General features: G+C 48.8%; 7 protein-coding genes. All 7 read right to left on the reverse strand.

Annotated features, from left to right (window positions below; genetic code table 11):
- Positions 1-138: 138 nt before the first annotated feature.
- The 7 genes from HHL17_RS28465 to HHL17_RS28495 all read right to left on the reverse strand — a co-directional run bounded on the left by HHL17_RS28465 (position 139) and on the right by HHL17_RS28495 (position 13,297).
- The gene (locus tag HHL17_RS28465) at positions 139-684 is read right to left on the reverse strand and encodes an RNA polymerase sigma factor (RefSeq protein ID WP_169228261.1); all 546 of its coding nucleotides are present in this window, start codon (positions 682-684) and stop codon (positions 139-141) included.
- Positions 685-1,133: 449 nt separating this feature from the next.
- Complete coding sequence (locus tag HHL17_RS28470; protein WP_169228262.1) at positions 1,134-2,477, reverse strand: alkaline phosphatase family protein; 1,344 nt, start codon at positions 2,475-2,477, stop codon at positions 1,134-1,136.
- Positions 2,478-2,488: 11 nt separating this feature from the next.
- Complete coding sequence (locus HHL17_RS28475) at positions 2,489-3,910, reverse strand: tetratricopeptide repeat protein (protein ID WP_169228263.1); 1,422 nt, start codon at positions 3,908-3,910, stop codon at positions 2,489-2,491.
- Between the two features lie 11 nt (positions 3,911-3,921).
- Complete coding sequence (locus HHL17_RS28480; RefSeq protein WP_206156210.1) at positions 3,922-7,059, reverse strand: TonB-dependent receptor domain-containing protein; 3,138 nt, start codon at positions 7,057-7,059, stop codon at positions 3,922-3,924.
- A gap of 167 nt (positions 7,060-7,226) precedes the next feature.
- A complete protein-coding gene (locus HHL17_RS28485; protein ID WP_169228265.1) occupies positions 7,227-8,180 on the reverse strand; it encodes a FecR family protein in 954 nt (317 codons plus the stop codon).
- Between the two features lie 47 nt (positions 8,181-8,227).
- The gene (locus HHL17_RS28490; protein ID WP_169228266.1) at positions 8,228-8,845 is read right to left on the reverse strand and encodes an RNA polymerase sigma factor; all 618 of its coding nucleotides are present in this window, start codon (positions 8,843-8,845) and stop codon (positions 8,228-8,230) included.
- A gap of 96 nt (positions 8,846-8,941) precedes the next feature.
- Positions 8,942-13,297, reverse strand: coding sequence for a WGR domain-containing protein (locus tag HHL17_RS28495; protein WP_169228267.1), 4,356 nt, complete (start codon positions 13,295-13,297; stop codon positions 8,942-8,944).
- Positions 13,298-13,351 lie beyond the last annotated feature (54 nt).

The following is a 13,351-nucleotide window of genomic DNA, read 5'->3' on the forward strand; positions in this document are numbered from 1 at the left end:
TATAATGCATTAAACCCTGATGTTTTCCCTAAGAATATTTTCTGCAAGTAGTTTCGTGTAGCCGTTGGGATGAGGCAGGCGGGGCCAGCCAGAGAAATATAGCTTTCGACAACCCCACTTGATATTATGACTGGAGGTTCAACGTTGTTTTTTAATCATTTTATACAATTTTCTCAGTGCGCTGTAGTACCTGGATTTTATGGTCCCTAATGGAATGTTTAATTCTTTGGCTATTGCTTCCAGAGTATACTCCTGGAAAAAGAATAATTCTATTGGTATTCTCTGTTTCTCTTTCAGGGACGATACTGCTTTTCGTAATCCCATTTCGTCTTTAAACTCCGGCATGACAACCGGTATTATTAATGCATTTTCAATACTCAATAGCTCGTTCTTCTTGTTGTTTTTATTGTTTTTGCGACGAACTGCATCCAGCGCAGTGTTGTGAGCGATCCGATGAAGCCACGTGTATAGGCTGCCTTTCCTGGCATCATATTGCTCCATAGACTTCCAAACTTTTACAAATACATCCTGTAGCGTTTCCTCCGCCAAGTGCGTGTCTTTTACGATAACTAATATTGCCTTAAAAATGGCCCCTGAATATTGGGCGTAATGGGATTTAAATACCTCGTATCTCTCTTTACTTTCAAGGAAAGCAAATGGATGTTGTTCGGATGTGTTAGTCAAGTTTTTCAACGTATTAAGACAACGGGATAAAACAATGAAAAAAGAAGATACCTGGGCTACTTACAATCATCTACATTCGATTGTAACATCTCTTTTGTCTGTTTTTTGCATTGGATCTTCATCTTTGATAACGGTTGATTTCAGGTTTGGTAGTAAAATGATTGGTATTTTCATAATTTAAAATTCTTGTCAATATTTTAAATGGTATACTAGATACGTGATGTTTAATTGGAAAGTTTAATTAGAAGAATTTTTTTTTCAACTTGTAAATGTCTACCTATTAATGGATAAAAGTTGGGATAGAAATGATTAACTAATCGATAACATGTTTTTTGACAGATAAAGCGTATACCATTTTGGTAGAAATCCTAATCAGTTGTTCGAAATAAAAAAGAGAGAGGGGTTTTTTACCCTCTCTCTCTTTTTTATTGTACCATTATTGAAAATGGTTATCCCTTTTTCATCACTCCGGGATATACCATCCCTTCTGCTTCTTTCAATGATATCCCCAATAATTTAGCTACTAACGGCGCAACGTCTGTCAGCTCCATTACCGGAACGGTAATATTCTCTGCGAGTCCTGCGCCGTAGGCTACGAAGCCTGTCTGTATTTCCCGGAAATCGGGGAAATATCCATGTGCGCCACCATTGGCTTTTTTCACAGCTTCTCCTTCCCGGTTACCGGAGAACGCGATACCCTGAACGGCGGTGAGTGCGAGCACGGCGTCGGGATCGGCGCCGGTCTGCGACAGTGCGGGTTGTTCTATCACGCGGAACTGTTTACGGATGCCTTCCGGCAGTTCGTTGAGGATAGTTTTCACCTGCTGCAGTGTTTTGGTATCGTTTTTATCTTTCAGCTTCAGGAAGGTGGAACCGCCGCCGCTATGGAATAAGGCTTTCCAGCTGGCTGGATTTGTTTTGGTACCTGCCAGTCCTTTCTGGGCGAGCCATACGTTGGGCGCCAGGGAGGTATGGATGTCCACGAAGCCATGGTCACCGGTGATGATGACAGCGGTGCTGTCGCTGATGCCGGCTTTTTCTATGGCTTCGAGGATGGTACCGATGCCGTGGTCGGCGGAAGCTACAGCGGTGGCTACGGCATTACCTTCCCGCCCTTCGCGGTGCTGTACTTCATCGGTGCAGGGCAGGTGTACGGTCAGCAGGTTGGGCTTATAGCGGCGGATGAGGTATGCGGCCATGCGGCTGAGTGTTTCGTTCATGCCGAGGTAGCGGAGATTCAGGTCGGTGGACTGTAACTCACCGGTGGCATTGTGCTGTATCTCTTCAAAGAGGCCTTTGGGCGTGGACTGCTCGCTGGTAGGTGCTCTGCGGTCGCCGGGGTTGCTGAGGGAGAATGTCTCCGGGATGTTATAGGTCACCGGAGCGCCTACTGATACCGGCCAGGATACCGAAGCAGATATTAAGCCTGCTTTGCCGACGGCATCCCACAGTGTTTCGGCTTTGATATGGCTGGTCTCTGAATACCAGCGGCCGCTGGCCCCTTCCGGTTCGAAAGGGGTGTTGTAGCAGACGCCATGTTTGGCCGGTTTTACACCGGTGATCAGGGTAGTATGGGATGGATAGGTGATAGTCGGGAAGATGCCTTTTACCCCGGTGGCATGTACGCCTTTCTCTTTGATGCGTTGCATATTGGGTGCGGGCCAGGAGCGGTCGAGATAAAAATCAGGGCGGAACCCGTCGATGCTGATGAGTACCACATATTTAGCCTGTTGCGCCATGGCGCCAACAGATAATAACAGTAATGTATATACGGAAAAGAATAATTTTTTCATGACAACAGCCTTTAATTAGTGAACGGGAAAATTTCTTTAGCATGTTTGTTCTTCACCAGCACGGCATTCATATCGTATTTCATGGTCACCACGCCATTGGTTTTGTCGTAGGTGAAATCATCCATGCCACGGCTCAGCGGGATAAAGGCCGGGATCTGTGCTTTCAGGTGCTCCGGTTTTACGTTCGGATTATTGAGCTGTTCTGTTTGTGAAACAGGGAATTTGATGCCCAGGTCTGTCATGCGTCTGCCTTCTGCCATAAATATTTCCTGGCGAAGACGGTAGAGGATGTATAACAGCTGATCTTCTGTGACAGCAGCGTCGAGATCGTTATCAGTAACCAGCGTGCCGGATACCGTATATACTTTGACGTTACCTGCCTGTCTGTCCAGCACATAGTTGCTGCGCAGGGTGTCGTTGGCATCGAATTTTACTTTTACGGCTTTCAGCGGATAATCGGTGCGATTGCCGCCATTACGTGTTTCTTTTTTATCATCTACCATCACAGACGGACGGTTGGCCACCAGCTGCAACAGCTGTTTCAGCGTGTTGTGGCCTTCGGTAAGGTTACCACCGGCGATCTGTGTTTCTGCAAGGATCAACCAGCCTTCTTCTGCTTTCGCAATGGTAACGGGCTTCTGGTCATTGGCAGCGAGACCGGTATGGAAGTACTTCGGATCGAGGAAATCGAGCCGTGGCAACGGTGCAAACTCATTATTGGTAGAAGAGAAGAGGTATGTCTGCATGTCGTTGGGCACGTTGTTCACCCCGTCATATTTTACCTGGCGGAGCAAAGTGCCATTATTGTTAGTAACTGCTGCGGCAAATTTGGCGGCATTGGCGGCATCTCCGAGTGCATAATAGGCGCGAGCTTTGAGCAGCGTATAGGCGGCGGTTTCTGCAGCATTTTTACTCAGGGCAATGGCCTGGTCCAGTTGACGGACAGCTTTCTGCAGGTGTTCTGCGGATGTAAGCACTGGTCCGCTGGCACTGCCGGGAAGACCGACGAACAATTCACCGCTGAGCATATGTGCATAAGCGCTGCTGAAATACACCTCAGCGGAATCTGCTGCGGTAGCGGCAGGATCGGCGGGCAATACCTTGTTAAGGCCATATTCGGACATTTCCCGCAGGCGCTGTACCTGTATCTGGAGGTTGTTGACATCCAGATCATAATAATCGATCTGGGGAATGTCAAATACTTTACTGCTCAGGGTGCGGTTGTTGTAATAGTTGTCAGACACCAGTTCGGTGGAGACCACCACCTGGTTCATGGTCAGCGCCAGCTGCCGGCGAAGGCCGGTAACCCAGCTGGCGGCGGCATTCGGATTCTCCAGGAATACCGGCTCGGTGACATTCGGATTTAATACGGAACAGCTGTCCATGGCGAGCATACCTGCAAAGAGGACAGCGGTGATATATCTTTTTTTCATGATTGACAGGTTTAGAAGTTTAAACGTAAAGTGCCTAAGAACTGCCGCGGTGCGGAATAAGTGGCATAGGAGATACCGCCGGTGGTGGCGCCTCCCTGGCCCTGCGCACTGCCGCTGATGGTAGCTTCCGGATCAAAGGAGGAAGCGGCGAAATTCAGTGGGTTTACGGCGGAGAAGCTTACGGTGGCATTTTTGATCACTTTGTTGAACATGCCCGGTTTCCAGCTGTAGCTGCAACCAATTACCCTGATCTTCAGGTAATCCGTTTTTTCGGTGAACATGTTCGTGAAGTTCAGCCAGTTGGTACGCTTGTTTTTATCGATTTCTCCCTGTGGAATACCCTCGTTGCTGGCGCCATAGTTAAACCGGAACTGACGGTCGAAAGAGTTGGCATAAGCACCTTTCTGATAGTCGCCATTGACGAAGAAATTAAATTGTTTGTAACGCAGGTTCAGCCCCAGGCTACCGAAGAGATTCGGAATGGTAGTGCCCAGGTTCTGCTGTGCGGTAGTGCTCTGTAATACGCCGTCGGGGCCGAATACACCGTAGTTGCCGCGCAGGAAACCGATAGGATATCCTTCCTGTACAACCGTCTGAATAGTACGGGCACTGAAACCGTTGATGTTAAAAGGAGCCACGCCGCCAGCGCTTTCTACATTATTGTACATGGTGTTGGCGGAGGCATTCAGTCGAAGGGTAAAATCTTTGGTATCTACCGGGATGGCGGTAATGCTCAGTTCCCAGCCACGGTTCAATATCTTGCCGACGTTGTACAACTGTGACAATGCCTGACCGGTGGATGGTGTAGGCGGTACATAGAAGAGCGCATCTTTGGTAACGGCATTATAATAACCTGCTGATATCAACAGCCTGTCTTTCAGAAAACCCAGGTCTATACCGGCTTCCAGCGTTTGTGTCTTTTCTGGTTTCAGGTTGTCGTTGCCAGGTTGACCGAAAAACGCTGCCTGGTCGTTGTTATAACCCTGAAATGCAATCGTTCTTTCATTGGCGAAGGCGGTGGGCAGATTACCTGCTATACCAAAGCCGCCGCGTACTTTAGCGGAAGACAATACCTGCTCAAAGCTTGCAAACCAGGGCTCTGCGCTGGGAATATAAGAGAAGCCTACTTTAGGATAATACTGGATACCGATGTTGCGACCGAAGGCGGGGTTGCCATCACCACGCAGACCGAGGTCAAGGAACAGTTTGTTTTTGAACCCGATGTTTTCCTGTACATAGATACCATAGTTCACTACTTCCAGGTAGTATTCATCACTGGTTTTAGAGGCAGCGTCTTTGATATTTCTGGCGCCATCGCGGATGTTGCTGCCATTGTAGGCGATCTGCTGGTCTTCGTTGCGGAAGAACTGTGTACCCACGGTGGTAACGAAGGAAAACTGATCTGTTTTCCACTCATGCTGCCCGTTCAGTTCCAGCGTAATGCCCAGGTATTTACGGTCGTTGTTGGTAATGCTGCCCTGATCTTTCACCGGATTGCCGGTGGTGAAAGACAGGTATTTGTTGGTGGTGATGACCTGGTTTTTCTGTACACGGTAATCGATACCACCGGTAGCTTTAAACACAAGATTTTTCAGCGGCCGGTATTTGAAAGACTGTGATGTTTGGAAGCGGTTAACCGTGATATCATTGTCTTGCAGCCGTTCTGCTTCGCGGACATAATCTTTCATCCTTTGAAATTCAGTGTCGGAGAGATTGTCGATATCCGGATTGAATTTAGGGCCGGTAATAGCGGAAGCGCCACTCTCGGTAAACCATAATCCCGTATAGCCGCCCTGGTTACCATTGCGGTTACGTTTGTATTTATTGTTGACGTAGGTGAACGAGCTCTCGTAAGTCACCTTTTCTCCCAGGCCAGCCCGGAAACCGGTACTGAAGTCGATTTTGCGGTTGCTATTCTGATTGAATATTTCAGTGCCCTGTGAATTGAGATAATTACCGGAGAAACTGTACCCGAATTTATCCTGACCACCATTGAGGCCGATATGATGTTTCTGGAAGAAACCATTCTGCATCAACAGCTCTTTGGTACGTTTGAAGTGAAGGAAATCGGCGGTGGGTGTTTCAATACCCATCTGTGTTTCAGCGTTGACTGCTACATTACCGGCGCCACCTTTTTTGGTGAAGATCTGGATAACGCCATTGGCCGCATCGGAGCCGTAGAGGGTGGTGGCAGCGCCGCCGTTGATGTATTCTATCTTCTCGATATTTTCCATCGGGATATCAGCGATGGCGCTGATAGCGGCGCCCTGTGCGCTACCGCCGCCCAGTGCTGACACGGTATTGAGGTTGTCCATACGTACACCATCCACGTAGATGATGGGGGTGGAGTTCACGAATGCCGAGTTAACGCCTCTGGCGCGTATGATGGAGGTGGCGCCTGCCTGGCCGCCGGTGAGTTTGATCTGTGCATTGGGCAAACGGGACTGCAACAGCTGGTCCAGCCTTGCTGCCGGTGCATCTTCAATATCCCGTGCGCCGATGCTGACAACGTTGGAAGACAATCTGCGGCGGGCGATGTCTACACCCTGACCTGTCACCACTACTTCATCGAGGCCCAGCCTGTCTTCTTCCAGCTGAATATTTAATCCGGTAGCGTTTTCTCTCTTCAGCACGATTTCCTTCTTCTTAAAACCTACGAAGTAAACGGACAGCGTCACTTCCTCTTTACCAGCCGGGAATCCCAGTGAAAAGCGGCCATCGATGTCTGTCTGCGTGCCGGAGGAGCTGCCTTTGATACTGATGCTGACGCCGGGTAAAGGCTCATGGGTTTTACCGTCGGTAATGCGGCCGCTGATTTTTACCACTTGTTGCTGACCGTTCGGCTGAATCAGGAGGTACTTATCATTCACCTGTACGATGTTGACGGGGAAGGAGCTTAACAGTTCCCTTAACACCACCGCCACGGTTTTGCCGTTGGCCGTATAGTTGACCTTACTTTCAGCAGGGATGGCACTGATATCATACCCGATGGTAAGCGATGATTGTTTTTCAATCATCTGCAATACTTTTTTCATCGGTAGTTCTTTGGCCTGGATGTCCACCCTGATCTTTTCCATCGACTGACCTTCTATGTGCGCGGCGGAAGCCATAGAGGTGGAAAGGAATGCGAAAAAGAGTGCTAGTCTCATTTTTAAGGAAAAAAGAGTTTTGACCGGCTTGACGCAACCGGCGTAAAAATTTCTCATTTTTGTCATGTTTTTAATGTGATTCGTTAAAAATGCTGTGCCCTCCTACAGGCGCAGGGACTAAAACCGGGGGTGTTGGTAGCACTTCCGGTTTTTTTGTTGATTACTGATTAGTGTGCATAAGTTTTAGTGTAAATAATGATTTGTTCATTTTCATGTTTATAGGTGATGCCGGTAAGACCGGCCAATACATCGAGGATATTATGAATGTCTTCCCGCCGGAAACTGATGTTGTAGTGAGCGGTGTCCGCAGGTGTTGCATATAGTTGAATGCGGACCGGATATTGTCGTTGCAGTTCCGCCACCATACCCGTCAGCGTGTACCCGTTAAAGTCCAGCATGGCATGTTGCCATTGGCCTATCAGCGCGGTATCTTCATGGCCTTTTACTGCGAGGCCATTCAGACTGTTGTATTGCAGCGTTTCATTGCCTTCCAGGATATAGTTTTCCCGGGCTGTGGCTACCTGTACTTTCCCGCTGGCAACAGCAACTTTTGTATTTTCTTCACCGGGCCTGGAGCGGATATTAAAAGCCGTGCCCAGTACCGTGGTGGTCAGTTGCCCGTGTTGTACGCTGAAAGGATGTGCAGCGTCAGGGTGTACCACAAAGAAGGCTTCTCCATCCAATATTACCTTTCTGTCATGCTGACCGAAGTGTGCTGTGAGCTGTAGCGTAGTGCCTGCGTTGAGCGTAACGATACTGCTGTCCGGCAGAACGATCTGCCTGGTGGAACCCACGCCTGTCTGCACTATCATGGGATGTGCCGGTTGGTAGTGGGAGTACATCCATCCGCCTAACCCGGCCATCAGCGCTACAGCGGCGGCATACCGCAGCCATTTGCGGCGATAGAGCGGCCTTACGGGCGCTGTCTGACGAGTGATATGTTGTAATATTGACTGTTGCAATATCGCCCGCTCTTCGGGAGATAAGGGAGATTGCGCGGGGTTATGAAGGGTACTGTACCAGTACTCCACCTGCTCCTTCTCTTCAGGAGAGGCATTACCCTGCAGGTATCGTTTCAGCAGCGCTTTTGCGCCGCCCTGATGTTGTTGCGGATGGTCCATACAAGGAGAGAATCTCTCCGGAGGACGGTAAGTACCGCTAATCTGTGTTACGGAATTATTAAGTTGTTATAAGAGGGAATAGCTGCCAGTAAAAGTATAGTGCTGAGATAATGTTCATTTTTGTGCAGGCGTGAACGCAGGATACGCAGTGCCAGTGTGATATTGTTCTTGACGGTTTGTTCGGAAAGAGACATCTTCAGCGCGATGTCTTTCAGGCTGAGATTATCTTCCCGGCTAAGCAGGTAGGGCGTTTTGAGGCGGTCCGGCAGCTGTTCCACTTCCTGCCGGATATGATGTTCCAGCTCTTTCAGGTATAGCCGGGCTTCGGAATTATTTTCCATTTGTCCGTCAGCCGCGGCTTCCAGTAACATATCGTTGTAAATAGTAACCCCTGGTCTGGAAAAGTAATCGATGATGGCATACCGGGCAGCCTGATAAAGGTAGGCGGTAAGGCACCCGTTTTCGCCGGTATACAGGTGTGCACGGTTGTTCCAGCAACTGATGAAAATATCCTGTACAATATCCTGAGCATCTGCCCCTTGTCTTATACGCGATTTCGTATAGGTATAAATTTCCTCCCAGTAGCGATTCACAAAGGTGGTGAAAGCTGTGTGATTCCCCTGCTGAATCAGTAATAACAACCGATGGTCCGTTAGCTTTTCCATATCCGGAAGCAAACTTAGACAGCAGATGTGAACTGAATATTAAGAATGGCTTTTAGTATTCACTAAAAGCCATTCAATAATGTTTTTTGATAATGTCTATTTTATTTTCTCCATGAAATCTTCACTGAGAAATCCTTTTTCTTCCAGTTTCATCTTATCAATTTTTTCCATGCCTTTCTGAAAGTCTTTTTGGTAGGCAGGATCAAACTGCATCGCTTTGTGCCACAGTAATATCTGCGTTTCGTAGAAGGGATTCAGCGCACTTTTGTCTTCAATCGGGGAGATTGTTTTCATGGTGGTTTTGATATGCTGTAATCCTTCCTTTAGCTGTGGTAGGTCCTGCGCGGTTTCATAACAACGGTATGCCAGGCTGTTGTGCGCATTGCGTAAGGCCGCCCGGATGGGCGTATATTCTTCCAGGTAATCCCAAAGCGAGAGTTTCCCCAGTTCGGCAATGGTCTTCCGGCATACGTCCAGCGAAGCTTCCTGCTGACCGGCTTCATAAAGGGCATAACGCTGATGGTCCCATACCTGTGCCCACAGCCACATTTCGGTGCATTGTGCATCTTGCAGCTGTTTTTCTGCTTGTGCCAGCAGGTCCAGCGCCAGCGGATAGTTATTGCTTTCAATCAACAAGCCGGCTTCGCGCATATTGTGGCTAAAATCATCGCGACTGAATTCGTACACATCACCAACAGGCGGCAGCTGGAAGCTGTCATAAGGGAATGTCAGCCAGTATTCCTTTTCTATCTTCTGTGTTTTGGCTGTATCCTGTGCCTGGCGCCAGTATTCAGTGGCCTGTTTGCTGTCGCCCTCCAGGTGATAGCTCCATCCGGTATAATACAACGCCTGATGCACATAATGATCGCGTACTGCTGCCGATTTTTTCACTGCCAGCAGTTGTGTGCGGGCATCGGTATATTGCTGCTGGTGAATCAGGCCAAGACCCAGATTGACCAGTATCATATCCTCATAAAGACGTGCTTTGTGTTTTTGGAGCAGGGTGCTGAAGACAGCCGCATAATGCTCATAAGGGACGAATTTAAGATAGGAGCTGTTGCTCAGGACAACCTGCAGGCAGCGCTGCTCCGTACGCTGCGCCAGTGGCATAAAGCGGATGTTTTCCGCATCGCGTCCGAGCGCCAGGCTGCATACCTTTTCCGTGCGCATGGCCAGCGGCACATATTCCAGCGCTGTGCCATAATCCTGCGAACAAGCTGTTTCACACATGGCCTGCGTTACAAACTGCTTCGGCACAAACTGAAAATCGTAGGAATTGCGCTTAACGGCAATGTCACAGATTTTCTGCGTGAGATATTGCGGTGGCACGCCGTAAATCCGTTCGCTGGCATTCGGCTCGTGGGCCGTGAGTGCACCGATGATGAAGTCCTCATCCCAGAAACATGCCCATACTTTACCAAAGGTATCGTAGTCGAATTCTTCAGGTTTGTCAAAAACAACGTTGATCCGGGACTCCCATCCATACTGTTTTACCTTTTCCTTAAAGTCCGGGTGATCACCGATATGTTTTTTGATGTACTGGTAACTTTGCTGGTTGATAGCTCCCTGGGGGATACGCGGGAAAATATCCATGCCATGTTTCAGGATCAGTTGGCTGAGCCGCTCAATATCGTGCCGGGAGCCATAGCGCCAGCGCTGGCGATCGAACTGTTCTACGATAAAAGGCCATTCCGGCTGTTGTCCGTATTTGGCAACAGCGTAATCGTACACCGCTTTATCCACATTTCGGGCCGGGATACGTTCTATTACATGAATACCCAGATCAATAGCTTGTTGGATATACTCGCTGGTATAATATTTCGACGGTAATACTTTGCCGGATGAATTTCCCAGTACCCCGCCGGCGATCAGCGCGATGTTCATGCGTTCATCCCGGAAGGCTGCAGGTACCAGCGAATAGTTGTACTGATTGTTGCTCACCGCGAGGAAACAGAGGTCATATGTCCTTTTTTCTTCGGGAACATAGGTAAGGTCGATTCCCTGCGGATGCGCATTGAATATAGCATCTGTGAGTAATGCCGGAGGAATGTGCTGGTAGTGACAGGCATCTTCCCTGCTCACAGCCAGCAGGGCTATTTCCGGTGTCACAAGATCTGCTTTGAAATGCTGGAGGATACCACCTTCCACATCATAATCACCCAGATGCCGGTGTTGCATAAGGGTCTGCAGCATATTGCCGCTGCGGTATTGCTCCGGTATAGTAGTGACCTTATGCCACATTTTATTGTGCAGGTTGGGCCCATGCTGTTGTAACGCGTCTGCAAAAAACTGGTCCCAGTAAGTTTGGTCCTTTACGGCAGCCGCGGGCTTACTGGAATCCCAGTTTACCGTAACCGGTTTCCCATAAATGTAGGAGAGGTCAGTATGTTCTGTATAAGGCCGGGCTTTCTGATTTTTGTCATAAGCAGCCCGGTAATACGTGTTGGCCTGTTGTTGATCTCCCTGAAGATGATAAACTAAACCTAATAACCAGTTGTTGGTAAAAATACTTTTGATGGCAATGGACCTTTCAAGATGACTTTTTGCGTCTGCCCATTGTTGCCGGCGAATCAATACTTCTCCTATGATACGCAGGGAGAAGTGTGCTGAAGGGGACTTCTGTACGGCCATTTCCGCCCATTGTATGGCTTTATCATCTGCGCCGGTTATCACAGCGCACAAGGCGGCTTCCTGCATGCAGGTGAACTCGTATGCCACTTTCTCTGGGGTATACGGAATGCCTTTGGCAAAAAGTTCCATCGCCTGCGTATATGCTTTCTGGTCATAAAGCACGTGGCCGGCCTGGTGGTAAGCCCAATAGTAGCCTGGAGATACGGTGGTGGCTTCCTTGAAGCACTGATAGGCCCCTGCGAAATCATCCTGCCCTTGCAGGCTGATTCCCTGGCGGACCAGCTGTATGCCTTTGGGGGTAACGCCGTCCTGTAATACGGGTTGTTTGTCCCGAAGTGCTTCATACAGGCGGAGATAATTGAACCCCATGTTGTCGTGCCAATCCTCGCTGATAGCACTGTAGAACTCAGGCCGGAAAGCGAAAGCGTATTCGTGCCATGCCAACAGGGCGTTGCCGGTATTGTAGGCAGAAAGGTCGTCGTTGCTGTACATGGCCGTAATCAGCGTTTGTGGACCGAAATCAAAACAATGGAGGTTATAAAACCAGGAAAAGAAATAAGGGGCGTTTATATTCCGATGGGGCATGGTATGTACCGCCTCATCATCCTGGCCCATGGCCAGGGCGATGTAGCGCACGGTTTCTGTGCCGCAGGTTTTCTGGAATGAGTCCAGGTTGAGGAAGTCAATGGTACTGTCGCCTGTCACATAATAAGGTGTAGAGGAAGGCACCTGCCCGCGGATGGTCATATTGCCTTTTACCACGAGGAGGTCCCAATAATCGTTCGGCAGCCTCAGGTCACCGTCTATGACAAGGTCTCCGTCACAGAAATAGATGCGGGAACAGTCCTCGAAATAGTCGTGCTCCGTTTCATAATTCTCGGTGGTCCAGTTGGTGTCGGCGGGGTCATGATCGTCATTGTCCCAATAGTCAAATAGGTCCTCTGTACCCAGTCTGTTCAGTACTTCCTGATAGGAGAGCTGTTCCAGCCGGTGTTGGGCTATGAAAGCGCGGTCTTCCGCGTCTTCATCTTTTTCTTCCTCCTTCTCCTCTTCTTCCGTTTCAACGGCCACATCTTCTGCTGCAGGCAGCTGGAAATAGTCTTTCTGTGCGATCAGTGGCGCAAAGGCCGTGGCCAGTATGTCATCGTTCACTTCTGTGAAAGAAGGTTGGATATATACGCGGTGTACATCTCCGAGAGGATCAATAAAGAAGAACCATTTTTCTTCATCATTCATGATCATGCCGAGCATCCAGCAGTGGGAGAGGAGGATTTTCTCCTGCTCAAACCATTCACTCTCGCAACGGTAAATATTCAGGAAGGTCTGGAGCAGATTATATAAGGTGGTGGCATTTTCGGCGTTATCATTATAGGCGTATACGGCGCAGAGGAAATCACCTTTCTCAAAGTAGAAGTATCCTTTTTTGCGCCAGTAGGTCGTAAATGCAGGTGGGAAAAGGAGACCGGACGCAATTTCCATTGCCCGGATATTTTCTTCGGACACGGGATGTAGTGCCTGCACATGTTCCGGCCATTCGGCTTCCACATAGGCGGCCATCGCCAGGATATCGTCGTATAATGAAGCCGGTAGGGTAAAGTCACTTTGTTTCGCTTCTTCTTCAGGCTGATACCCTTTTTTCGTTTTTTCCGTAATGAGCTTATCAGCGGCCTTCAGGCAGTCTTCTACCGTAGCGAAAGTTTTGACTTGTGTTTGTCCTTGTGTACCGGCTTTTCCAAAGGTAACGGTGAGTTCCTGGCCATTGATTTCAATGTCCCAGAACTTGTGTGATTTTTCGTCCTGATAAATAAATTTCTTTTTCATGTAGTGTTTTCATTTCTCTGTTGTGGCAGTTCCCTGACCGCAACTTTCGGGAGG

The organism is Chitinophaga fulva (assembly GCF_012927205.1).
Lineage (GTDB): Bacteria > Bacteroidota > Bacteroidia > Chitinophagales > Chitinophagaceae > Chitinophaga > Chitinophaga fulva.

Coding starts and splice junctions, on each gene's coding strand:
- HHL17_RS28470 (WP_169228262.1), bottom strand. CDS start 2,477: ATGAAAAAATTATTCTTTTCCGTATATACATTACTGTTATTATCTGTT.
- HHL17_RS28485 (WP_169228265.1), bottom strand. CDS start 8,180: ATGGACCATCCGCAACAACATCAGGGCGGCGCAAAAGCGCTGCTGAAA.
- HHL17_RS28480 (WP_206156210.1), bottom strand. CDS start 7,059: ATGAGACTAGCACTCTTTTTCGCATTCCTTTCCACCTCTATGGCTTCC.
- HHL17_RS28495 (WP_169228267.1), bottom strand. CDS start 13,297: ATGAAAAAGAAATTTATTTATCAGGACGAAAAATCACACAAGTTCTGG.
- HHL17_RS28475 (WP_169228263.1), bottom strand. CDS start 3,910: ATGAAAAAAAGATATATCACCGCTGTCCTCTTTGCAGGTATGCTCGCC.
- HHL17_RS28490 (WP_169228266.1), bottom strand. CDS start 8,845: ATGGAAAAGCTAACGGACCATCGGTTGTTATTACTGATTCAGCAGGGG.